Annotated in this window: 26 protein-coding genes and 1 pseudogene; 12 read left to right on the top strand and 15 right to left on the bottom strand. The window is 50.2% G+C overall.

Annotation, left to right across the window (positions count from 1 at the left end; translation table 11 throughout):
- The 6 genes from H141_RS0113600 to rnm all read right to left on the bottom strand — a co-directional run bounded on the left by H141_RS0113600 (position 1) and on the right by rnm (position 5,152).
- Complete coding sequence (locus H141_RS0113600; RefSeq protein ID WP_019676830.1) at positions 1-1,101, bottom strand: WD40/YVTN/BNR-like repeat-containing protein; 1,101 nt, start codon at positions 1,099-1,101, stop codon at positions 1-3.
- Positions 1,102-1,274: 173 nt separating this feature from the next.
- Positions 1,275-2,255: a 23S rRNA pseudouridine(2605) synthase RluB gene (gene rluB / locus H141_RS0113605; protein ID WP_019676831.1), complete on the bottom strand. Its 981-nt coding sequence runs from the start codon at positions 2,253-2,255 to the stop codon at positions 1,275-1,277.
- Positions 2,255-2,839, bottom strand: a complete 585-nt coding sequence (scpB, locus tag H141_RS0113610; protein WP_019676832.1) for an SMC-Scp complex subunit ScpB — start codon at positions 2,837-2,839, stop codon at positions 2,255-2,257. Before scpB ends, rluB begins: the two co-directional genes overlap by 1 nt.
- Positions 2,839-3,660: a segregation and condensation protein A gene (locus H141_RS0113615; RefSeq protein ID WP_019676833.1), complete on the bottom strand. Its 822-nt coding sequence runs from the start codon at positions 3,658-3,660 to the stop codon at positions 2,839-2,841. The genes scpB and H141_RS0113615 overlap by 1 nt, the downstream gene beginning before the upstream one ends.
- Before the next feature lie 6 nt (positions 3,661-3,666).
- Positions 3,667-4,287, bottom strand: coding sequence for an L-threonylcarbamoyladenylate synthase (locus tag H141_RS0113620; RefSeq protein WP_019676834.1), 621 nt, complete (start codon positions 4,285-4,287; stop codon positions 3,667-3,669).
- Positions 4,288-4,315: 28 nt separating this feature from the next.
- Positions 4,316-5,152 (bottom strand): RNase RNM, encoded by an 837-nt coding sequence (gene rnm / locus H141_RS0113625; RefSeq protein WP_019676835.1) that lies wholly within the window; start codon positions 5,150-5,152, stop codon positions 4,316-4,318.
- A 129-nt stretch (positions 5,153-5,281) separates the two neighbouring features.
- Here rnm and H141_RS0113630 point away from each other — a divergent pair, with 129 nt between their 5' ends.
- The 8 genes from H141_RS0113630 (at position 5,282) to H141_RS0113665 (ending at position 13,195) form a co-directional block, all read left to right on the top strand.
- Positions 5,282-5,461 (top strand): DUF6435 family protein, encoded by a 180-nt coding sequence (locus H141_RS0113630; protein WP_019676836.1) that lies wholly within the window; start codon positions 5,282-5,284, stop codon positions 5,459-5,461.
- 298 nt (positions 5,462-5,759) lie between these two features.
- Positions 5,760-7,355 carry an anthranilate synthase component 1 gene (locus H141_RS0113635; RefSeq protein WP_019676837.1) on the top strand — a complete coding sequence of 532 codons (1,596 nt, stop codon included), beginning with the start codon at positions 5,760-5,762 and terminating at the stop codon, positions 7,353-7,355.
- Between the two features lie 38 nt (positions 7,356-7,393).
- On the top strand, positions 7,394-7,984 hold the full coding sequence (locus H141_RS0113640) for an aminodeoxychorismate/anthranilate synthase component II (RefSeq protein ID WP_019676838.1): 591 nt from the start codon (positions 7,394-7,396) through the stop codon (positions 7,982-7,984).
- Positions 7,981-9,015 carry an anthranilate phosphoribosyltransferase gene (gene trpD / locus H141_RS0113645; protein WP_019676839.1) on the top strand — a complete coding sequence of 345 codons (1,035 nt, stop codon included), beginning with the start codon at positions 7,981-7,983 and terminating at the stop codon, positions 9,013-9,015. The genes H141_RS0113640 and trpD overlap by 4 nt, the downstream gene beginning before the upstream one ends.
- On the top strand, positions 9,008-10,528 hold the full coding sequence (gene trpCF / locus H141_RS0113650) for a bifunctional indole-3-glycerol-phosphate synthase TrpC/phosphoribosylanthranilate isomerase TrpF (RefSeq protein ID WP_019676840.1): 1,521 nt from the start codon (positions 9,008-9,010) through the stop codon (positions 10,526-10,528). Before trpD ends, trpCF begins: the two co-directional genes overlap by 8 nt.
- On the top strand, positions 10,525-11,739 hold the full coding sequence (trpB, locus tag H141_RS0113655; RefSeq protein WP_019676841.1) for a tryptophan synthase subunit beta: 1,215 nt from the start codon (positions 10,525-10,527) through the stop codon (positions 11,737-11,739). The genes trpCF and trpB overlap by 4 nt, the downstream gene beginning before the upstream one ends.
- Positions 11,740-12,540 (top strand): tryptophan synthase subunit alpha, encoded by an 801-nt coding sequence (gene trpA / locus H141_RS0113660; RefSeq protein ID WP_019676842.1) that lies wholly within the window; start codon positions 11,740-11,742, stop codon positions 12,538-12,540.
- 175 nt (positions 12,541-12,715) lie between these two features.
- A complete protein-coding gene (locus H141_RS0113665) occupies positions 12,716-13,195 on the top strand; it encodes an FKBP-type peptidyl-prolyl cis-trans isomerase (protein WP_019676843.1) in 480 nt (159 codons plus the stop codon).
- A gap of 15 nt (positions 13,196-13,210) precedes the next feature.
- On the opposite strand, the gene H141_RS0113670 is transcribed toward H141_RS0113665, so the two are convergent.
- Both H141_RS0113670 and H141_RS0113675 read right to left on the bottom strand, forming a co-directional pair.
- Positions 13,211-14,302, bottom strand: a complete 1,092-nt coding sequence (locus H141_RS0113670; protein WP_019676844.1) for a PQQ-dependent sugar dehydrogenase — start codon at positions 14,300-14,302, stop codon at positions 13,211-13,213.
- Between the two features lie 14 nt (positions 14,303-14,316).
- Complete coding sequence (locus H141_RS0113675; protein WP_019676845.1) at positions 14,317-14,787, bottom strand: hypothetical protein; 471 nt, start codon at positions 14,785-14,787, stop codon at positions 14,317-14,319.
- 202 nt (positions 14,788-14,989) lie between these two features.
- Between H141_RS0113675 and hemH the strand changes: the two genes are divergently transcribed.
- Positions 14,990-16,072 carry a ferrochelatase gene (hemH, locus tag H141_RS0113680; RefSeq protein ID WP_019676846.1) on the top strand — a complete coding sequence of 361 codons (1,083 nt, stop codon included), beginning with the start codon at positions 14,990-14,992 and terminating at the stop codon, positions 16,070-16,072.
- Between the two features lie 32 nt (positions 16,073-16,104).
- On the opposite strand, the gene H141_RS0113685 is transcribed toward hemH, so the two are convergent.
- Together H141_RS0113685 and H141_RS0113690 are read right to left on the bottom strand one after the other, a co-directional pair.
- On the bottom strand, positions 16,105-17,112 hold the full coding sequence (locus tag H141_RS0113685; protein WP_019676847.1) for a GGDEF domain-containing protein: 1,008 nt from the start codon (positions 17,110-17,112) through the stop codon (positions 16,105-16,107).
- 138 nt (positions 17,113-17,250) lie between these two features.
- Entirely contained in the window at positions 17,251-17,886 is a 636-nt protein-coding gene (locus tag H141_RS0113690; RefSeq protein WP_019676848.1) for an HAD family hydrolase, read from the bottom strand.
- A gap of 244 nt (positions 17,887-18,130) precedes the next feature.
- Here H141_RS0113690 and H141_RS0113695 point away from each other — a divergent pair, with 244 nt between their 5' ends.
- Positions 18,131-18,832, top strand: coding sequence for a YebC/PmpR family DNA-binding transcriptional regulator (locus H141_RS0113695; protein ID WP_019676849.1), 702 nt, complete (start codon positions 18,131-18,133; stop codon positions 18,830-18,832).
- Between the two features lie 59 nt (positions 18,833-18,891).
- On the opposite strand, the gene H141_RS0113700 is transcribed toward H141_RS0113695, so the two are convergent.
- From H141_RS0113700 to H141_RS0113715, 4 genes are all read right to left on the bottom strand, one after another.
- On the bottom strand, positions 18,892-19,281 hold the full coding sequence (locus H141_RS0113700) for a cytochrome b562 (protein ID WP_019676850.1): 390 nt from the start codon (positions 19,279-19,281) through the stop codon (positions 18,892-18,894).
- A gap of 118 nt (positions 19,282-19,399) precedes the next feature.
- On the bottom strand, positions 19,400-19,597 hold the full coding sequence (locus H141_RS0113705) for a CsbD family protein (protein ID WP_019676851.1): 198 nt from the start codon (positions 19,595-19,597) through the stop codon (positions 19,400-19,402).
- A gap of 259 nt (positions 19,598-19,856) precedes the next feature.
- Positions 19,857-20,579 carry a DUF445 domain-containing protein gene (locus H141_RS0113710; protein ID WP_019676852.1) on the bottom strand — a complete coding sequence of 241 codons (723 nt, stop codon included), beginning with the start codon at positions 20,577-20,579 and terminating at the stop codon, positions 19,857-19,859.
- A gap of 85 nt (positions 20,580-20,664) precedes the next feature.
- Complete coding sequence (locus H141_RS0113715; RefSeq protein WP_019676853.1) at positions 20,665-20,853, bottom strand: hypothetical protein; 189 nt, start codon at positions 20,851-20,853, stop codon at positions 20,665-20,667.
- Positions 20,854-21,162: 309 nt separating this feature from the next.
- Here H141_RS0113715 and H141_RS20305 point away from each other — a divergent pair, with 309 nt between their 5' ends.
- Together H141_RS20305 and H141_RS0113725 are read left to right on the top strand one after the other, a co-directional pair.
- A complete protein-coding gene (locus tag H141_RS20305; protein WP_019676854.1) occupies positions 21,163-22,125 on the top strand; it encodes a tetratricopeptide repeat protein in 963 nt (320 codons plus the stop codon).
- Between the two features lie 136 nt (positions 22,126-22,261).
- Positions 22,262-22,975, top strand: a complete 714-nt coding sequence (locus tag H141_RS0113725) for a 2OG-Fe(II) oxygenase (protein ID WP_019676855.1) — start codon at positions 22,262-22,264, stop codon at positions 22,973-22,975.
- 45 nt (positions 22,976-23,020) lie between these two features.
- Here the strand turns inward: H141_RS0113725 and H141_RS21775 are convergent.
- A pseudogene (locus H141_RS21775) lies at positions 23,021-23,254 on the bottom strand (hypothetical protein); the annotation flags it as partial.

Here is a 23,254-nt window from a genome sequence, read left to right on the forward strand (position 1 = left end):
TTAAGGCAGCGGCATGCGCATAATGCCGCCTTTAAACAGGCCAAAATAAATAATCTGCTGCTGGTTTTCTTCAACCAGGATCATACTGCGCACCCCACCAAAAAAAGCCTGCTCCGGATATTGATACTGCTGCCAGTTCTCGCCACCATCTTCGGTCCACTCAATAATTAACGGCTGCGGCTCAGTAAAGTTTTTAGCCCAACCTGCGGTGTAAATACGCTCTGGTGCATCGGGGTCAATAATCAGATCAAAATAAAAACGAAAGTCTACGTTATCGAGCAGCGCTTGCCAGCTTTGCCCATGATCGTTACTGCGGATTATGCCGCCCTCGGCGCTGACATAAACCGTTTGCGGGTTGTCAGGCGCATAGCGAATGGCTTTAATTGAGCTGGGGTTGGGAAATAAGTCGGTGTGCATAATAGCCTGGCGGCTTGTCACGTCATATTGATAGAACACCCCATTTTCAATGGCACCCTGGCCGCCATACCAGATAGTCAGGCCATCAGCGGATTGGGTTAGCGCTGATTTGGGCTGGCCAAAACCACCAAAATCACCATGTTGCGCCTTCCAGGTTTGCCCCATATCAGTGGAGCTGGCCAGCACATCTATACCAGTGGCATAAACCACCTGCGCGGTCTTATCAAACAACATGGCATAAATTGCTTCGTTAATTCCAGCCTGGCCAAACTGATAATCCACTTCATGCCAGTCACTACCGCCATTAAAACTTTCAAATAATAGGTAGTTGGGATAACCGTCCTGATCAGACACATAACTGGATGCCAGCCAGTGCTGCTCAGTTAACAGGCTCATCGCCATAACGTCGAAGCCATTCAGGCCTGCGCTATTCCAGCTGCCGTTGCTGGCCTGACGATAAACCCCATCATCGCTGGCCGCCACTAACACGCCGCTTTGCTGATATAACTTATTGATAATTAAACCATCCAACCCCTGAAAACTCAGGGTAACCGGTGGCGCCGGCGACACAGGTGGTGGCGGCGGTGGCTCCTGTACCTGTGACGTACTGCTACCTCCACAAGCGTTGATGAATAAAGCACTCAGACATAAGCCACAAACTAGCAAAAATGGTTTAACAGACATAACTCACTTCCTTTTAGCTGAATATGCCTACTGTAGCTTAAAAAAAATTCTTTTTTGTAATTAAAAGTTAACGCTTTTTTCACCATAAAGGAAGTAGCGCTTGTAAAAGGTTAGTCAACTGCCACACCGGTCAGTAAAAAAGGCGCCGCAGCGCCTTTTTCCGATTAGCTATGTTAGCTTTGACCCTGCCGGGTCGGTTTTTTACCAGTGGGCTGGCGCTGGGTTGATTTGCCCTTGCTGGCCGGTGCGCGCTGCGGTTTGGCTGCCGGCTTTGGCTTGGGTTCGGCTTTTTTAGCCGGGGTTTTCTCGGCGATCTGGTGCTTACGCACCGCCCGTTTCATACTGGCTAAGCGGCGGCGACGTTCGGTACGATCTTCGCTTTTTACCAGGGTTTGCTCCTCCGGGCCTAAGTGCACCAGCTTGCGCAGGTAGTTAACCTCGTCCAGTGGATACTCAGCATAGCCGCCGGCCGGAATATGCTTTGGCAGCAGTAAATCGCCGTAACGCACCCGGATCAGCCGGCTGACCACCGCACCTTGTGACTCCCACATCCGCCGCACTTCACGGTTACGGCCTTCGGTTAGCACCACATGAAACCAGCGGTTAATCCCCTCGCCCGGCAGCGCTTTTATTTTCTTAAAGTTGGCTTTGCCATCTTCCAGCTCAACGCCGGTGCGCAGCCGCTGGATCATCGCATCGTTAATATCGCCAAATACCCGCACCGCGTACTCGCGCTCTACTTCAAATTTTGGGTGCATTAAGCGGTTGGCCAGTTCACCGTCGGTGGTGAACAACAATAAACCTGAGGTATTGATATCCAGCCGGCCGATAGCTATCCAGCGGGCACCTTTAATTTTCGGTAAGCGGGCAAACACCGTGGGCCGGCCTTCCGGATCAGTGCGTGAACAAATTTCACCTTCCGGCTTATGATAAGCCAGCACCCGGCAGATTTGCTGCTCTTCGCTGGCCAGTTGCACCGGGTGGCCATCGACCCGCACCGCCTGTGCGGTACTTACCCGATCGCCCAGGCTGGCAGGTTTACCATCAACAGTTACCCGGCCTTTGCTGATCCAGTCTTCCATTTCCCGGCGCGAACCGACGCCGGCGCGGGCTAATACTTTTTGCAGTTTTTCGCTGCTGATTTTATCACTCATTAGTGTAACTCTCCTGTCATCTCGACGGTGGGAAAAAGATCGGCCGTCAGCTCGGTAAATTCCGGCAGAGGCGGCAAATCGCTGAGGCTTTTTAAGCCAAAATAATCTAAAAATAACGCGGTGGTGGCATACAGCCCCGGCCGGCCTGGTACTTCTTTATGACCCACCACTTTTACCCAGCCGCGATCCAGCAAAGTACGGATGATCTGAGTACTGACCGTTACGCCACGTACTTCTTCAATTTCGCCACGGGTCAGTGGTTGTTTATAGGCAATTAACGCCAGAGTTTCCAATACGGCGCGGGAATAACGGGCTGAGCGTTCTGGCCAGAGCCGGGCTAAATCATCACTGAGTTCAGGCAGGGTTTGAAAGCGAAAACCAGAAGCCGTTTCCAGCAGCTGAATACCCCTGGCACTGTAATCCTGTTGCAGCTGGCGGATTGTAGCATCTATCCGGCTTTTACTTACAGTAAAACGTTGCAGCACCGTAGCTTGCAACTCGGCGACACCCAGCGGTTGCTCGCTGGCAAAAATAGCCGCTTCAATCAGCTGCAACAGTTGAATATCATTGATTTTCTGCGCCATCAGCCGTGCTCTTTCGCTAATTTGACATGGATCTGGCCATAAGCTGCAACCTGGGTAAGCTCAACCAGTTTTTCTTTAGTCAGTTCCAGAATGGCCAGAAAACTGACGACGACACCTTCGCGCCCTTCGCTCAGTTCAAAGCACTGTTCAAACGCCAGGTAGCCTTGATGCTGCGCTAATAAATCTAAAATCCTGCTCATCCGCTCGCGGGTCGACAAATGCTCACGTTTAATATGATGATGCTGAAAGTCTTTAGCCCGCTGCATAATGCTTTTTAACGCCATAACCAGTTCACCGAGTTCCACCTCGGGTAACACCACCAATGGGCTGAAATTATCGGCAAGGGCTGCCCGGGCGCTGAAATAATCACGCTCATCGCGCGGCAGGCTGTCCAGCTCAGTGGCGGCCTGCTTATAGATTTCATACTCCTGCAGCCTGCGGATCAGCTCCGCCCGCGGATCCTGTTCATCCTCATCGTGCTGGGTATGTTTTGGCAACAACAGCCGTGATTTTATTTCAGCCAGCATGGCTGCCATTACCAGATACTCGGCAGCCAGCTCAAAATTCAGGCCCTGCATCAGCTCAATATATTCCATATATTGCAGGGTAATTTCGTTCACCGGTAAGTCGACGATATCAAACTTATGCTTGCGGATTAAATACAGTAAAAAATCGAGAGGCCCTTCAAAAGCATCCAGCAGCACTTCCAGCGCATCAGGCGGAATATATAAATCATCCGGACGTTGATGCACTGCCTCGCCGCGGACAAAGGCCAGCGGCAAAGGTTGTTGCACTGTTAAGTTAGCAGGCTGGTTGCTCATCAGGCTTTAGATAAAGGGGGTCGGATCGCCACGGCCTTCACGCAGCACGGTCGCGCCCTCTTCCGATAAGTCGACCACAGTAGTGGGATCTTCGCCGATAACGCCGCCATGCAAAATTAAGTCAACCTGGCGTTCCAGTTGCGAGCGCATATCGTCCGGATCAGCTTCAGCAAATTGCTGGCCAGGCAGAATTAAGCTGGTAGACAGTAGCGGCTCACCTAATTCGGCCAGCAGCGCCTGGGCAATTTTATTTTCCGGGATCCTAAGGCCAATGGTTTTTTTCTTATCGTTTAACAAACGTCGTGGCACTTCTTTGGTACCGCGCAAAATAAAAGTATAAGCGCCCGGGGTATTGTTTTTAATCAGCCGAAAAGCAGTATTTTCCACCTTGGCGTATACCGACAACTCAGATAAATCCCGGCACATCAGGGTAAAGTGATGGTCACCACTGATCTGACGAATTTGGGTGATCCTGTCCATCGCATTTTTATCTCCGACATGGCAACCCAGGGCATAGCCACTGTCCGTCGGATAAACCACGACACCACCTTGCTTAATAATTTGCACGGCTTGTTTCAGCAGACGCTGCTGCGGGTTCTCGGGGTGAATATGAAAAAATTGGCTCATTTATTGTTCTTCTATCGTTGTTATATATTTAATTTAACGCCCAGTTATGCCAAACCGGCGTAACATCATCAGTTAAATATAGATTTTTTCCAAGATCATTCCAGCTGGTTTGCTGATGAAAGTCTGAACCTACCGACGCCGTTAAGCCATGTAACTGGCAAAGCGCCCACAGCTCACGCTTTTGCACCGGGGTTTGCTGTGGTGAAATAATTTCCATCGCATCGCCACCGGCTGCTGCAAACTGTTCGGCCAGTCGTTTTACCCACTTGGTGGTCAGCTGGTATTTTAACGGATGGGCCAATACGGCAACGCCGCCGGCATCATGGATCCATTGTACCGCATCGGCCATGTCCACCCAGTTACTGGGTACATAACCGGTTTTGCCGCGTCCCAGATATTTCTTAAACACATCATTCATCGAACTGGCTTTGCCAATATTAAGCAGATGGCGGGCAAAATGGGTACGGGTAATCGCCGCGCCATTGGCCAGTGCCAGTACCGCCGGCATTACATCCGGAATTTGGCTTTTTGCCAGGCGCCTGGCCATTTCTTCCGCCCGCTCCAGTCGCTGCTGCTGCTGCGAAGCGAGGCGCGCCAATAGCTGCGGGCAGTCCGGCTTAATATTCAGCCCTACAATATGAATTTCCAGCTGCTGCCAACGGGTAGAAATTTCCACGCCATTAATCAGCCGTAATGCCAGTTGCTGCTGGTCAATCGCCTGCCGGGCGGCGGCTAAACCAGCTACCGTATCATGATCAGTAATCGCCAGCGCATCTACGCCGCGCTCAACTGCGCGCGCGACCAGTTCAGCGGGCGACAGCACGCCGTCAGAGCACAGGGTATGGCTGTGTAAATCAAATTTCATTAACACCTCAGTATAAGGTGGTTATTGTCGCACAGGGCAGCCATTTGGCAAAGCATCGCTATTGCTTCCCGTTTGAACCAAAGCTGGCTATCAACCGTATTCCCTGCAAATCTATCCTGAGGTGTAACTATGTTTGGCTTTCTGAAACCCAACCCGGCAAAAAAATTACGTAAGGCTTACGACAGCAAGCTGGAACAAGCAATGCACGCCCAGCGCAATGGCGATATGCGCTTATATGCTGATTTAACCGAGCAAAGTGAACAAATCTGGCAGCAACTGACCGAGCTGGAAAAAGCTGACAGCAAGTAAAGCGGGCTGGCTAACGCCAAATATAGCCAACTAAGTAAGGCCATCTGGCCGCTTATACGCTTTTATTTCTGTGTTATAACAAAACAGCACTTGACGCGCGCCACATTTCGCGGTTTTATGTGGCAACTTTATTGTAATAACCAGTGATTAAACCCAATGCAATTTACAACCGCTTTCAACCTGACTAACTGGTGGTGGCACATACCCAACGGGCGTGTGTAGGCGTTGTATTAGCTTTAATTACCTAAGCCCGTTTCCTGATAAGAAGCGGGTTTTTTTATTTTAAGAGAATAACATTATGATTTTTAGTCATATTACTGACCAGCAAGGCGAAGTCGCCAGTATTACCATGCCGGCGCCCTATCATGCTGATGCGCTGGCCACCTTTGCCAGCTTAAGTGCCGACAGTGATAGCGCTGTGCTGCTTGAGTCTGCCGAAATAGACAGCAAAGACAACCTGAAAAGCCTGATGCTGATTGACGCTGCGCTGCGCATTGAATGTAATGGTATGCAGGTAGCAATTAGCGCACTTAGTCAGAACGGCAGCACCCTACTGCCTTTTCTGGCAGAAAAACTGGCAGACGTTGCCACGGTCACGCGGGCTGATAACAGCCTTAGCATCAGTTTCAGCCAGCCCGATCCCTTGCTGGATGAAGTAAGCCGCTTAATGCAGCCTAATCCATTTGCTGTACTGCGGGTTATTCAGCATCAGCTAACCAGCCACAGCCAGCAAAGCGCCGAGCAGAACAACGAAGCTGACTTTGCCATTATGCTGGCCGGGGTAATTGGTTATGACATGGTAGCCAACGTTGAACAGTTACCAGCGGTGGGCAATGGTAACAACCAGTGCCCCGATTATCTGTTTTACCTGGCGGAAACCCTATTGGTGCTTGATCATCAGCGAGCGCAAAGCCAGCTGATTGGTAATGTATTTTGTGGTGAACAGGCGCCTGCCACCTATTTTGTCATTGGTAAACGCTTAGAGCAGCTTAAACAGCGGCTGGCTGAACCTGCACCTTTAGCAACCGGCAAGCCAGGTGATGACAGCCAGCTGCAGGTAGATATCAGTGATGCTGATTTCAGCCGCCAGGTGGACGCATTAAAGGAGCATATTGTCAGCGGCGATGTGTTTCAGGTAGTGCCATCCCGCTGTTTTAGCTTGCCCTGCCCTAACCCGTTGGCAGCCTACGCCAAATTAAAACAGCTGAACCCCAGCCCTTATATGTTCTATGTAAAAGATCCCGCCTTTCAACTGTTTGGTGCCTCACCCGAGTCGGCGCTGAAATTTAGCGCCAGTAACCGTCAGGTAGAAATTTACCCGATTGCCGGCACCCGGCGCCGCGGTTTTAAAGCCGATGGCAGTATTGATCGCGATTTAGACAGCCGGATTGAGCTGGAGCTACGCCAGGACGACAAAGAAAAAGCCGAGCATTTAATGCTGGTCGATTTAGCCCGCAACGACGTTGCCCGAATTAGCGTGCCAGGCAGCCGCTATGTCAAAGAGTTGCTGAAGGTAGACCGCTACTCCTATGTGATGCATCTGGTGTCGCGGGTGATCGGTACCTTAAAGCCGGAACTTGATGCACTGCACGCCTATCAGGCCTGTATGAATATGGGCACCTTAGTCGGCGCGCCCAAGGTAAAAGCGGCTGAGCTGATCCGCAAAGTAGAACAGCAGCGCCGCGGCAGTTATGGCGGTGCCGTCGGTTATTTAACTGGCAATGGCGATTTTGACAGCTGCATTGTGATCCGCTCAGCCTATGTTGCCAATAATACTGCCTACATTCAGGCCGGCGCCGGGGTGGTGTTTGATTCAGTGGCGGAACTGGAAACCGAAGAAACCCGCAATAAAGCCCAAGCCGTGATCAGCGCCATTATGGCGGCAGGCCATTAACCGCCCAGACAGGAATATCGCAGGAGCATTACAGCATCATGACCACTCTGTATTTACTAGATAATATCGACTCCTTTACCTACAACCTGGTGGATGAGTTTGCCCAGCTGGGTTTTGAGATCAAGCTGTACCGCAATACGGTGCCGGCCAGTTATATCTTCGCCAAAATGCAGCAGGAAGCAGGCCCGGTGTTGCTGGTGCTGTCTCCAGGCCCGGGTGCCCCGGCGGACGCAGGTTGCATGCCGGCATTGTTAAAATTAGTAGCAGGCCAGTATCCGGTGCTGGGCATTTGCCTGGGCCATCAGGCCATCACCGAACATTATGGCGGCATTGTTGGTCGTGCCGGCGAGACAGTACATGGTAAAACAGCCAGTATTGCCGTGGCGCCGCATCCGGTCTTTGCCGGTTTGCCAAATCCGTTTTCCGTTGCCCGCTATCACTCACTGATGGCAACAGAACTACCGAATGCCCTGACCTGTATTGGTACAGACCGCCATATCCCAATGGCAATTATTCATGAACAACAACGCATGCTGGGCTTTCAATTTCATCCTGAGTCTATCCTGACCACCTTAGGTAAGCCCTTGTTGCAGCAAAGTATTAGCTATTTATTAAGGAGCAATGCATGACAAGCACTGAATTAACCGAACAGTTGCAAAAGCAGGTGCAGCAGGTGCTGGCAGGCAAACCGTTAACTCAGAGCCAGAGTGAAAACTTTTTCAGCGCAGTGGTTAACGGCGACGTAGAGCCGGTATTACTCACGGCCTTACTGGTGGCCCTGAAAATGCGTGGCGAAACTGCGGCAGAAATTGCAGGCGCTGCCAAAGCTCTGCGTCAGGCGGCACTGCCGTTTCCTGAAACCATTGCCGGCAGCATTGATTGCTGCGGCACCGGTGGCGATGGCAGCAATACCATTAATATTTCAACTACTGCCGCCATTGTCGGCGCCAGTATGGGCCTGCCGGTTATTAAACACGGCAACCGCAGTGTCTCTTCCAGTTCAGGCTCAGCTGATTTGCTGGAGCAACTGGGGGTGAACATTCAACAAGCGCCGGCGCAGGCCCTGAAAACCCTGCAAGCCAGTAACTGTAGCTTTTTATTCGCACCGCAGTACCATGCCGGCATTAAACATGCGATGCCGGTGCGCCAGGCGTTAAAAAGCCGCACGCTGTTTAACTTACTGGGGCCGCTGGTTAACCCGGCCGCACCTGATTTTCAGTTGTTAGGGGTGTATGATCCGGCGCTGTGCCGGGTAATGGCTGAAGCTCTGCAGCAACTAGGTACCAAAGCAGCCTGGGTAGTGCATGGCAGTGGCTGTGACGAAATAGCGCTGCATGGTAATACCTATGTTTGCCAGTTGAAAGACGGCCAGATAACCGAGTTTACCCTAAGCCCGGAAGATTTTGGCTTAAACGTGCAGCCACTTAGCAGCCTGGCAGGCGGCACGCCGGCAGAAAATGCCGCCGCCGCGCTGGCAATTCTCTCTGGCAGCGGCCAAAACGCCCATAACCAGGCAGTGGCGATGAATGTGGCTGCTATGTTGAAAATTGCCGGCCTTGGTGACAGCCTGGCGATCAATACCCGGGCCGTGTTGGAATGTCTGGCTAGTGGTAACGCGATGCAAACCCTGCAAAAATTTAAGGAAATGAGCCATGGCTGAGCATTTAAGCGACGAGCTGTTAAACAACGAACAGCTCAGCAGCGAGCAACTAAATAACGAGCAACTGACCGGCGTACTGGCAAAAATTATTCAGCACAAAACAGCGGAAGTAGCGGGCCTGAAGCAGGCAAAACCACTGCAGCAGTTTATTAATCAGCTAACCCCAAGCACTAATGATTTTCTGGCTGCCCTGCAACAGCCCGGCAGCCGTTTTATTCTGGAGTGCAAAAAGGCTTCACCGTCGAAAGGCGTGATCAGAGCGCAATTCGATTTAACCGCGATAAACGAGGTATATAGCCAATATGCCGACTGCATTTCGGTGCTGACCGATGAGCAGTTTTTTCAGGGTAGCTATCAGAATCTGGCGACGATGCGTCAACTCAGCGACAAGCCATTACTGCACAAAGACTTTATTATCGACCCTTATCAGATTTATCTGGGGCGGCTGCATGGTGCCGATGCGGTGCTGCTGATGTTATCGGTGTTAAGCGATGACGCCTACCTGCCCCTGGCTGCTTTAGCTGCGACGCTTAATATGACGGTGCTGACTGAAGTAAGCAATGAAACAGAAACCCGCCGGGCCGTTAAGCTTGGTGCTGAACTTATTGGCATTAATAACCGCAACCTGCGCGATCTGAGTACCGATTTAAATACCAGCTTTGTGTTGTCTGAACTGATCCCAGATGGGGTTACCGTGGTATCAGAGTCTGGCATTTACACTAATCAGCAAGTGCGGCAGTTACAGCCAGTAGCCGATGCGTTTCTGGTTGGCAGCTCGCTGATGGCTCAGGATGATTTAGCCGCAGCCGCCCGTAAATTAATTGTTGGCGAACATAAAGTGTGTGGCTTAACCCGGCCACAGGATGTCAGCGCCGCCTGGCAAGCCGGCGCTTATTATGGCGGACTCATTTTTGCGCCGGCATCAAAACGTTGTATCAGCATGGCACAGGCAAAACAGCTGGTGGCCGCGGCGCCGCTTAACTTTGTTGGTGTGTTTGTCGATGCACCGCTTAGCGATATAGCAGACGCAGCCAAAACTCTACAATTAAGTGCCGTCCAGCTGCATGGCAATGAAACCGATGACGATATTCGTGCACTGCGCGCTGTACTGCCGGTAGGTTGCCAGATCTGGAAAGCTTACCGCATCGCAGACACGCTGCCACAATTTACCGAACTGGCAGACCGGTTATTGCTGGATGCCTACCACCCCGGCACCCATGGTGGCAGCGGCGAGACATTTAACTGGCAACTATTGCAGCAACCACTGGCTAAGCTGAGCCAATTGCCCATTATGCTGGCAGGCGGGCTTAGCCCCGACAATGTAAACGAAGCCCTTACCCTGCCGGTTGCAGGGTTAGATATGAATTCAGGCCTGGAAAGCGCACCCGGCATTAAAGACAGCACAAAAATTCATGCGGCTTTTGCCAGGATCAGGGCGTTTCAGTACCGGAGCGCCGGTGCTTCTGAGCAAAAAAAGCAAACAGAGCAGACAACACAGAGAGCAGTATTATGAGCGAGCTTAAACTAAACCCTTATTTTGGCCAGTACGGCGGCATGTTTGTGCCGCAACTGTTAGTGCCCGCGCTAAAACAACTGGAGCAAGCTTTTGTTGATGCGCTGCAGGATCCGGCCTTTGACGCCGAATTTCAGCAGCTGCTAACCGAGTATGCCGGCCGGCCGACCCCTCTTACCCTGTGCCGTAACTTATCACCCAACCCGCTGGTAAAAATATATATGAAGCGGGAAGATTTACTGCATGGCGGCGCCCATAAAACTAATCAGGTTTTGGGCCAGGCCCTGTTAACCAAGCGGATGGGTAAAACCGAAGTGATAGCCGAAACCGGTGCCGGCCAGCACGGAGTGGCAACGGCCCTGGCCTGTGCTCTGCTCGGCTTAAAATGCCGGATTTACATGGGCGCCAAAGATATTGAGCGTCAGCAGCCCAATGTATTCCGGATGAAACTGATGGGTGCCACCGTTATTCCGGTTACTGCCGGCTCAGGTACTTTAAAGGATGCAGTAAACGAAGCGATGCGCGACTGGTCAGCCAGCTATGCTACCAGCCATTACATGCTGGGCACCGCCGCCGGGCCGCACCCGTTCCCGACCATAGTGCGTGAATTTCAGAAAATGATTGGGGAAGAAGCCAAACAGCAAATTCTTAAAGCAGAAGGTAAGTTACCCGATGCGGTAATTGCCTGTGTTGGCGGTGGCTCCAACGCAATTGGTATTTTTGCTGACTTTATTAAAGAAGAGGGCGTGCGCTTAATCGGGGTTGAACCCGGTGGTAAAGGCATTAACACCCATCAGCATGGCGCAGCCCTAAGTACCGGCAGCTACGGTATCTTACACGGTGCCTATACCGCCATTATGCAAACCAGCGATGGCCAGATTGAAGAGTCATACTCGGTTTCTGCCGGCCTGGATTACCCGGCCGTCGGCCCGCAGCATACCCACTTACAACAAACCGGTCGCGCCGAATATGTTGCGGTAAATGACGATGAAGCACTCGCTGCTTTCCAGCATCTGGCCATGGCTGAGGGAATTATCCCAGCACTGGAAAGTTCACATGCACTGGCACATGCTCTGAAAATGGCTGCCGCTGCCACTGAGCCGATGGTGTTGCTGGTTAATTTATCCGGTCGCGGCGATAAAGATTTAAGCCATGTCCACAGTATTCTGGCGGAGCAATCTACCAACAAGGCAGCAGAGGGAGCGCACTAAATGCAACGTTATCAACAGATGTTTAACCGGCTTGCCGCAGAGCAGCGCGGTGCCTTTGTGCCCTTTGTCACCGTGGGCGATCCGGGCCCGGAGCTGTCATTTGAGATTATTAAAGCCCTGATAGACGCGGGTGCTGATGCGCTGGAGCTGGGCATTCCGTTCTCTGATCCTATCGCTGACGGCCCGACCATTCAGAACGCTAATATCCGGGCGATGGCGGCAGGTGTTACCCCGGCTATCAGCTTTGAAATTATCCGCAAAATACGCCAGTACAACGCCGATATTCCGATTGGTTTACTGCTGTATTCTAACCTGGTGATGGCCCGTGGTTTAGATAACTTCTACAGCCAGGCCGCGGCGGCCGGCGTTGATTCAGTACTTATCGCTGATGTACCGCTGCACGAAAGTAAAATGTTCCGCCAGGCGGCAATGGCGCATGATATTGCCCCTATTTTTATTGTGCCACCCAATGTCGATGACGATGACTTACGGGCCATTGCATCTTATGGCCGCGGTTACACCTACCTGCTAAGCCGGGCCGGGGTAACCGGTGCAGAAACGCAGGCTGCCATGCCGACTGCTGAGCTGATTGCCCGGATCAGGGCTTATAATCCGGCACCACCACTACTTGGGTTTGGTATTTCGACACCAGCTCATGTTAAGGATGCTATCGCCAACGGCGCAGCCGGCGCTATTTGCGGCTCGGCCATTGTTAAAATTCTGGAGCAAAACCTGCAGCAACCTGACAAACTGCTGAGTGAGCTGAAAAGCTTTATTCAGCAAATGAAAGCGGCAACTTAAGTTGCCTGCCCCCGTTTAATCATAACGGGGGCTTATATTTACTCATCTCACACCTTTGCTGTTAGCGTTACACTCTGGTTTTAAGCGTTACACTCTGGTTTTAAGCGTTACACTTTGGTTTTAAGCGGCGGTTGGTTATACTGCGCGCTACTTTTCTTTTGGCAAGAACCTTATTATGAATATCAGCAACAATGCAGTAGTACAGTTTCACTATAGTCTTAGCGACGAAAACGGCGAGCTGGAAAGCTCCAAAGGCAGCACGCCGTTACTTTATATGCATGGCCAGCAGCAAATGCTGCCTAAGTTAGAAGCCGCACTGGAAGGCAAAACCGCCGGCGATACCCTGGAGCTTACCCTGGCACCGGAAGATGCCTATGGTGAGGTACAGACCAATGCAATTCAGGATATTCAGGTAAAATATCTGCACGGTGCCAAAAAATGGAAGCCAGGCATGCAGGCCTGGGTTCAGACTGAAGAAGGCCAGCGCCAGGTTACCGTGGTTAAAGTAGGCATGTTTAAAGCGCAGATTGATGTTAACCATCCGCTGGCCGGCAAAACCCTGACCTTTAAGGTCGAGGTATTAAACGTCCGCCCAGCCAGCAGCGAAGAAATTGCCCATGGCCATGCCCATGGTGAAGGCGGCCATCAGCATTAACCGGCTGCACTTGGTTTAAGGTGTCAACCGCAACAGTTTACCCTCAGCGCTGTCTGTCAGCAGATAGATGGCGCCATCAGGCCCGCTGCGCACATCACGCAATCTGCTGTTAAGTTCAGTTAACAGCAGTTGCTCTGTTAACACCTTACCATTTGCCATTTCCAGCCGGTGCAAGGCTTTACCCGCTAATGCACTAATAAATAAACTGCCCTGCCAGGCCGGAAAAAGCTCCCCCTGATATAGCATCATGCCGGCCGGGGCAATAGACGGGCTCCAGTGCCAAAGCGGCTCAACCATCCCCGGGTATTGCCGGAAAGGCGATACTCTGGCGCCGGTGTAATCAATCCCGCGGGTGGCCACCGGCCAACCATAATTGTTGCCAGCCTGAATAATATTCAACTCATCACCACCACGTGGCCCGTGTTCATGGCTGTACACCAGTTTGTTGGTACCATCCCAGGCAATTCCCTGCACATTGCGATGGCCCATACTGTATATTTCGCTGGCATAGCCGGCCTGCTCTATAAAGGGGTTATCTGCCGGCACGCTGCCATCGGGCAGCAACCTGACTATTTTCCCCAGATGATTAGCCGGATTTTGCGCCTGCTCACGGTAATCAAAGCCATCACCCAGCGTAAGTAAAATGCTGTTATCAGGCAGTTGCAACATCCGGCCACCGTAATGCGCCGCACCTTTGCGATAGGGTTTAGCTTTAAATACCTGACGAATGTCGGTTAATTGCTGCTGATCCCAGCGCGCTGTTGCCAGACAAAGCGTATTGGCGTTGGCATCGCCACAAACATAACTCAATAGCAGCTGTTGGTTCTGGCTAAAGGCTTGCGGTACTAATACTTCCAGCAAACCGCCCTGCGCTGCCACATACAACTCTGGTAAGGCCGGAGCGACTTGCGCGGTTACTTCGCCTGTTGCTGATAGTTGCTTTAGTTTGCCGGTACGTTCCGTCAGCAGCATGCTGCCATCAGGCAGAAAAGCTAAAGACCACGGGTAGTTAAGCTGCTCGGCTACTGTGGTCACCTGATAGGGCACCGCCTGCACTTTAAGCGCCAACCCCAGTAGTAGCAAACTTGTTATGGCAATCTTTTTCATATTACGCCTCATTGTTACGTATTGCCGTGGCTGGTTAACCTGATATAAATCGCCGCCCCTGCGGCAGCACACAAGGCCAGTGCCAGGCTGCCTGACATCCCCCGACTGGCCGCAATCAGGGTGGGCATCGGTGCCAGGGTGTTTATCGCCCATAGCGCCAGCAAAAAACCTGCAAGGCTGCAGCCTGTCGCTAACCAGATCCGGTTTACACCGACAATACTGTGCAGTAGCCGGCTGGCAAACAAAGCCAGCAGCAATACCGGCGCCATAATCACCAGCATAGTCGGGGTAAAAGAACGCAAATCAAACCAGACGGTATAAAGCCAGGCAGCGGGTGGCAGCTGTTCAACCAGCGCAGCGATAGCGATTAAATTAAACTGACTCTGGACGATACTGCTAAGTGCTGCCGCTAATAAGACGGCAATAACATATGCCAGCAATTTTTTAAATTTGCTGTGGCCGTTAAACTGCGGGTTTGTCTGCATGTTTTACTTACTCTGCCTGAACCAGAAGAGCTTAAAGCTTACCGGCATAGCAGTTGCTTTACCAGTAAGCTGGCATCAACAAAGCATTTTTAGTTCCTGTTTGTTCGGCGAAACTGTTACCATCATCCCATTGTCACCAAACCAATCAACAGCCGGCAGCGTATGCTAAGGCTGTTTATGCAAGCTTACAAAAGTGATCGCTATGGCCTTTATTAATAACCCGAACTACCAGCACAGCGCTGCAGATAAAATCGGCGTACTGCTGACCAACCTCGGTACCCCGGACGAGCCAACCCCTAAGGCTTTAAAACGTTACCTGAAACAGTTTTTATCAGATCCCAGAGTAGTCGAGGTACCGCGGCTGTTATGGTGGTTTATTTTAAACGGGGTTATTTTACAAATAAGGCCACGTCGGTCGGCTAAAGCCTACGCCACGGTGTTTACCGATCAGGGCTCCCCGCTGTTGTTTCACACCCGCCAGCAGGCTGAGGCAATAGCCAGAGAATTCGCCAATGATGGCAGAACGGATGTGGTCGTCGATTTTGCTATGCGCTACGGCAACCCGTCGTTTGCCTCGGTGCTGGATAAAATGTTTAGCCAGGGTGTGCGAAAAATTCTGGTTTTACCGTTATATCCGCAATACTCCGCCTCTACTTCGGCGTCTACTTTTGATGAGCTGGCCAATAACTTTACCAAGCGCCGCTGGCTGCCGGACATCCGTTTTATTTCGCATTACCACGACGACAGTGGCTATATTGCAGCTTGTGCCGAGCGTATTACCCAGCATTGGGCAGAGCATGGCCGCGCCGATAAACTTATTTTTTCTTACCATGGTATTCCAAAACGCTATTTACTGAATGGCGACCCCTATCACTGTGAGTGCTATAAAAGCTCCCGTTTAATTGCCGAAGCGCTGGGGCTTGCTAAAGATGAATACATGACCACTTTTCAGTCGCGATTTGGCCGGGAAGAGTGGTTAAAGCCATACACTGATGAAACCTTGAAAGCCTTACCTGGCCAGGGCGTAAAATCGGTGCAGGTGTTCTGCCCGGGGTTTGCAGCTGATTGCCTGGAGACCATTGAAGAGATTGCTGAAGAGAATCATGAATACTTTACCGATGCCGGAGGTGAGCAGTATCAGTACATCAGTGCGCTCAACGACCGGCCGGCACATATCAGGGCGTTATATCAGCTGATCAACCACAATTTACAAGGTTGGCAGGTTGCAGAAGATCCTAACCGGGCTGAGCGTGCCAGCCAGTTGGCAGCAGCCAAAGGTTACTAAAAAGCCCGCTTGAGGTAATAAGCATAGCTGCGTTAAACGTCGCTCTGTTTCCGGGCAGCAACCACCTGGTTTCTGCCCTGGTTTTTCGCCTGATATAAGGCTAAATCGGCCCGGTGTAACCAGCTTTCCCAGCTCTCATCAGTTTGCAATACGGCGATACCAATAGAGGTCGTTAATTTTTTACCATCAGGTAAACTCAGATGCTCGTTGACACCAAGCCTTATTTTATCAGCCAGCTTATGTAAATCTGCCTGTTTAATATCAGCCAGTAACACTACAAACTCTTCGCCACCAAACCGGAATACGGTATCACGTTGGCGTACCATTTTTTTCAGGACCGGCACCAATTCCATTAACACATTGTCACCGGTTTTATGGCCGTAGTTATCGTTAATATTCTTGAAATAATCCAGGTCAAGTAGCATCAGGCCATATTCTGTGGCGCTTTTTCTGTGCTGAATAATGGCAGCGGTCAGGGCTTCGTCTAAGGTGCGGCGATTTGCAGCACCGGTTAAACTGTCGGTGGTAGCCAGCACTTTCAGTGCATCTCGTTGAGTTTGAGTGCGATAAGCAAATACATAAGCAAACAGGCTGGTAACAAGGCAGGTTACCGCGAAAGACACTAGCTGAAAGGTAGTGGCAAAAATCTGGCCCGGGTTAAATAATGCAAAACCGAGTAAAACAGCTAACGATAACAACAACATTAGCAACGCTTTTAACGGTGAAACCAGAAAAAATATAAACACAAGAAAGGGATAAACCCAGAACACGCCATCGATACCCAGATTAATACATACCAAAATAGCGCCGATACAAAACGCCATGGCCATAATCAGGCCGGGCCCTTTAGTATCGTCAGTACGCCAGGCGTAAGCAACGCAGCAAACACTAACCAGCACCATTACCAAATCAGCAATACCTACTATAATATTGCCGCTTAGCAGGCGATAAATACCATAGGGTGTAACGCAGACGGTGATCATCAGACCGACCAGGCTTATCATCGCCAGATAAAAATTACTTTTTAATCTTGCCAGCAAACTTGCCTACCCTGAGCTTTGTATAATTATGCTGCTAATATAGGGGCTTTACAGTACCCATTGCAACTAAATAGCTTATTTAGCAAGCATTTCAGACGGCTCTGCAATGGCCTGCACGATATATTACTTTGCCAACAACTACGCCTGGCCGCTTAATTTGCTTACCAGCTCGGGTAACTGGTTAAAGTGGCTGATATGAAAATCAGCTTGTGCCATAAATTGCTGATTAACACCATTCAGATACAGGCAAGACAGACTACCGGCGTTGGCTGCCACCTGTAAATCAAATAAATAGTCGCCGACATATAAAATCTCAGCGCAGTCTAATTGCAGTTGTCTGGCAATAAGCTGCAATCCGGCCGGATCAGGCTTAGCAGCGCAGTCTTCACGGGTAAGCACCAAACTTATGGGTATTTGCAAGCGGCTGATCACCCGCTCGGTGGCACTGCGCATATTGCGGGTTAAAATAGCCAGCGGCCAGCCCTGTTGCTGCAGATGTTGTAAGCTTGCCAACGCACCGGGGATCCAGCTGGCTGCTTCTGCCCCTGCTAATTCATGTTGATGAATGATCTGCTCTACCCGGGCTTTCTCAGTAAGACAACTGACTGTGGCCAGTTGCTCCAGCAACGGGGTTCCGACCGGCCAGCCAATATCGTTGCAGATCGCGGCAAAATCAAGCCGGGAGTCGACTAAGGTGCCATCCAGATCAAATACTACTGCTTTTATCGGGCCGGCTTTTGCCGGTGCGGCCATTATTGCTGAGCGGGTTGTCATTACTCACTTCACCTGGATTAAATTGTCTGTTTTAGCAGCTTTGTTAAACGTATTCTGCGCTAATTTGGTTTAACCTGAGCTGTTATTTTTCCAGGACATGAAAATCTATAGCAGATTGGCGCTTAAGCTTGCTATAAAAGCCTGCAATTGGCTAGACTAGCGCCCTGTTTGTTTTGATACCTTAGATCTCAGATCTCAGATCTCATACTTTAGAACTGATACCTTAAAATATAGGAGCGCGACGATGGGCGCACAATGGAAAGCCAAACATAAACAAGACGCCGCCAACGCCAAAGGCCGGATATTCACCAAGCTGGCAAAAGAAATTGCTGTTGCCGCCCGGAACGGCGCCGATCCGGATATGAATGCCAAACTGCGTTCTGCCATTGATACCGCCAAAAAAGCCTCAATGCCAAAAGACACGTTGGAGCGGGCAATTAAAAAAGGCGCAGGCTTGCTCGATGGCCCTGCCAACTATGAAACTGTGGTATATGAAGGCTTCGCTCCGCATCAGGTGCCTGTTATTGTTGAGTGTTTAACCGACAATAAAAACCGCAGCGCCCAGAGTATCCGCCAGTTATTCAGGAAAGGTCAGCTGGCCACTTCTGGTGCAGTATCCTGGGACTTTAAACACCTCGGCCAGATTGAAGCCGAAGCCAGCAGCGCAGACGCCGACATCGAACTGGCAGCCATTGAAGCCGGTGCCCAGGACTTTGAAACGGGTGATGATAACGAAGTGGTGTTTTTAACTGAAGCCACCGATTTAGACCTGGTCGCTAAAGCGCTGCCGGAATTTGGCTATAATGTGCTGACTGCTAAACTGGTGTACCGGGCCAATAACCCGGTTAGTTTAGACGATGAACAACGCGCAGAAGTTGAAGCCTTTCTGGATGCCATTGACGCGGATGATGATGTGCAACACGTTTATGTGGGTTTAGCCGGCTAAGTTAGCTTTAACTAACAAAGAACCATCCAGCTGGATGGTTTTTTGCTTTAAAACAGCCATTAACCAAATAAAATTTGCCAGAAGCTGACTTTACGTTGCTTATGATAATAGCGGCGCAACTGCTCTACTTCGGTCAGCGCTTGCTGCAGCTTTTGGTTGTCGCCTGCTATCGCGGCATCCCGGGCCTGCTGCAAAGTTAGCAGCACCTTGTCCAGCCCCTCCAGGTATTTTTGCGCTTTGTCTTCAGGAAAGCGGGCTACTTTTGCCTGCTCGGTCAACTCGGTAAGTTGGTCAATAAAGGGCTTTGCGGCCCCGGGACTTGCCGCCTCTCTGGCTTGTTTTAATGCCAGCCCCATGCTCTTCATGGTGGTTTCCAGGTTTACACTGTTACTGGCCGATACAGCAAGGGGCAGCAACAGCAGCAAACACAATACATAACGACTAAACATAACAAGGCTCCGGGCTGAATTTTCAGGCCGCAGTTTAGCATGTTTTGGCTAAGCCTGGCAGTTTGAAAAGAAACAGGCGCCGACAAAGCAGCGCCTGTTGCATCAACAAACCAGGTGCTCAGTAGCGGCTGAAGAAATCTTCAACTTGCGCTAATGCTTCTTCCTGATCAATACCATAGCGGTCCTGGATAAGGTCCGCCAGTTCTTCCATATTGCCCCGGCTTTGCTCAAGTTCGGCATAACTCAGCCGATCCCATTGCAACTTAGCCATAGCACGTTGTTCACTCCAGTTACCTTCGAAGTACTTATAGCCCATGGTTATTACCCCCCTGTAATCAGAGAACTAAACCTAAGACAGCTTTGCCATTAACCTATCAACAATACCGCCGGTTGCTAAGTGCATTGCCTTACTTCTTACTACTAACTCACATTTACTACCAACACTAATCAGGCAGCAGCACTTATCAGACTCAGTATAGCCGCTGATTGTTAGCCGGGCTGACTTTTGCTAACTGGTCTGACTGCCATTTGCCGTAATTAAAGCACATCGCAACCTGAACTCCCGGTAACTCAAGCTACTGAATAAAAGCAGCCACTAAACCAATCAGGCCACCAAATACCCCACCCCATACCACCAGCCAGCCAAGGTGCTGGCGGATCATTTGCTGAATAATCTCTTTTACCAGTTCAGGGGTAAGTTCAGCCAGACGTTGCTGGACTATGGTTTCTACCTGTTCGCGGATATGCTGCAACTGCTCAGGCTGGTCAAGCTGGGCTAACACCAACTGATTAAATTCATCGCTGCGGGATATATCGGTTAACGCTTCTTTCAAGCGGACAATAAACGGCTGTTTTAATGGCAATAAAGCGGCGCTGCCGCCAAACATGCTCAGCATGCTGCCAAAAGATGATTGCTCTACCACTTTTAACAGGGAATCAAAGGCAGGCGATAAATCGGTTTTAGCGATCACCGGCTCAAAGTCAAAGGTTGGCTGTCCGGTATCGCCGGGCTGGCTTTGCTGTTTGGCGGTAATAAAGCGGTCAATATTGTCACTACTGAAAAACTGAGTCATCACCAGCTGATAAATACCCGCTTTAAACTCAGCAAAGCGCGCCGGTATTACCCCAGAGCCATACAGTAGTGGCACTTTTTCAAACAACATATGCACAGCAAGCCAGTTGGTTAATGCACCTGACAGTGCAAACAACCCTACGCTTAGCAGCAACGGCTGTTGCCAAAACCAACCCGCAGCGACAACTAACGCAGCTAAGCCGTTGGTAATAATATTTTTATTCATACCTGGTCTCTGACTAGCAGTTAAACTTTAAGACGCCGATTCTAATCAGCCAACAGGTTCCAGGCAAGTAAAGCGTTGTTAAAAATCAGTTATAACCCAACACCGCGCAATGGGCGGTATCACGCTCATGCTGGCCGGATGCTTTACCAGTAGTTTCATCATCACGCCATACCAGGCTTAACGCTTTACGCTCCTGCCGGGTTAAATCCACGGTTTGTCGTTGCTGATAAAAAAACGGTTGTTGTGGTACATCACTTTGCTTCGAAACGCTCATAGCAGACTCCTGCATTACCCTAAAGAAGCGGCCCGAGTAGAGTAACTGTTTGAGGGTTAAACTCTGCTAAACCGCGAATAGAGGCTAAGCATAAGACGGCCAAACTGAGCTGAAGCTGAATTGTGAAAAAAAATTTGGCTAAATACAGTTAATTTGTCACATTTTTAAATGGCCGTTCGTCTTACTTATAGCATCGACATTTTATCAGGGCAGCGCTGCACCGCTGCAGTTGTTAGCTTAGCCTCTTAACATCTTCGTACGCTTTTGTACTATAGTGTTAGCCAGGGTTCACAACAGGAACTAAGAACAATGAAAATAACTAAAACAGGGTTGGCGTTAGCCTTCAGCAGTACCTTACTTTTTACAGCTGTTGCAGTTGCTGCAGATACCGATCAGGCCGGCTTTTGCGAGAGTGCCAGCTGCCAGTCTGAATTTAACAAACTGGAAGAAATGGCCCGCTATGGTAGCGGTGAGGCTGCTACTATCGTCGCCCTTGCTTACGCTACCGGCGAAGGTGTCGAACAGGATATTGACAAAGCCCGCCTGCTTATTAAGCAAGCGGTGCGCTGGCGCGAACCTATGGGTATGCACCAGATGTCAATCTGGCTGCGGCAGGGCTTTATATTTGAGCAGGATATTGCCAGAGCTGATGAATTACTGAGCCGGGCAGCCCGGGCAGAATTTGGTCCGGCGTTAACAGATAAAGCTAAATTGCTGCTGACCAAAAACACTCCGCAAGCAGATAAAAAAGCGATAGCCCTGTTGGAGCAAGCCGATCAGCAGTACTACAGCCCGGGGCAGTATCTGCTGGCGCAGTTGCTGGTCAGTGGTGTTGCGGTGGAATCTGATTTAGCCCGCGCCGCCCGTCTTTATAAAAACCTGGCGCTGAAAGGCTATGCTGACTCCAGACAGCAACTGGATCAAATCATTACCGCACTGGAGCAAACCACTGAACGTGCTGCCGAAGACAAAGCGGATAGTGAACTGGTAGCCCGGGTGCAGCCGCTGCTGACAGATTTAAAGCAAATTAATGATATTGAAGTGTTTCAAATACAGGGGGAGCAGTTCAACGTTAAATCTGAATTCAGTAATATTGTGGCGCAGCTCGATTCCCTGCAGCTTTATGAAAGAAACCCAACCGGTACCCGGATCCCGGGGCAACTATGCGGTCGTGGTGTGGCAAGCTGTACCACTTCGGTTGACGATACCATGGGTGGCTTGCTGGATCGGAGCAGTGTCTTTGCCCCTCTCAATTTCAGACCAACTAACTAGCAGCGATTAAAAATACCAAGCGCAGGTATCGGCTTCCCCGGCCTGACGCTTACATGAAAAAAGCCCACGCTTATAGCGTGGGCTTTTTTCATGTAAACTTTAAGGCGTTATCTATCCCTACAATTGAGTTGTTGCAATGTGGCTGAATAAACAGCAAGTTACCACTTCTGCGCTAAACGCCTATCGAAAGAGCATGTTGCAGGCCTCGCCCAGACATATCGTTATTGATAACTTATTTGATAATGCCAAACTGGATGCCGTCATTAACGTTCTACAGCAAGACAACAATTGGCAAACCCAGCAACACAGCTACTCTAAATTGTATGTCGATAATGCTAAATGGCAAAAAACCCCAACCAAACAACGTTTTGTGCAGCGCGATGTCTGGCAGCGCCCGGCGGCCACAGCTGACGTTGCTGAATGTGCTGAGAGTGCCGGTTACAATATCGCACTGCAGTTTCTGTTATTTTTACGCAGTAATGAATTTATGTCCTTGTTATCACAAATTTTCAGGGTGCCATTAACCGATCTTAATGTTGCTAAGCCAGCTATTAATACCAATTATTTTCGCTTGAGTGCCAGCGATTTTGTTAATCAGCACGCCGATGACTCACCAGGCAGAGAAGTATGTATGCTGCTGTATTTAAATAAAGACTGGCAAAGCAATAACGGCGGTGAACTGGTTTTTATGGGCAACAACAAACAGCAAATAAAAATTGAGCCGCTATACAACCGCTGCGTGTTGTTTGATCCATCCTCTGTGGGATCTGAGCATTGGGTTAACCCGCTCAAAACTGCAGATAGCCAGCAGTATCGCTATAACGTGACCAGTTGGTATTGGACAGAGTGAGTATTCTTTATAAAGAGGGTCCGAACCTGAGGGATCCCCACGAATTTAGCTCCAACACAATCCATACTCTGCGGTTTTCCGTTTGAAGTAAAGAACGCCGGATAACCAATGTTTTAAAGTTATCCTAAGTTCGCTTTGATGGATTAGTCTTGCCGCGATGTAACAGTAGCTGAGTACCCGTCGATGTTTGATAGTGTTTGCCTGGAAGCGTTTAGCCAACCCCGCTTGCTCTGCGGCTACACCAATAAAATTCATAGCAAACAACGCTAAAGTACCAAT

Origin of the sequence: Arsukibacterium perlucidum DSM 18276 (assembly GCF_000382165.1) — a bacterium.
Classification (GTDB): domain Bacteria; phylum Pseudomonadota; class Gammaproteobacteria; order Enterobacterales; family Alteromonadaceae; genus Alishewanella; species Alishewanella perlucidum.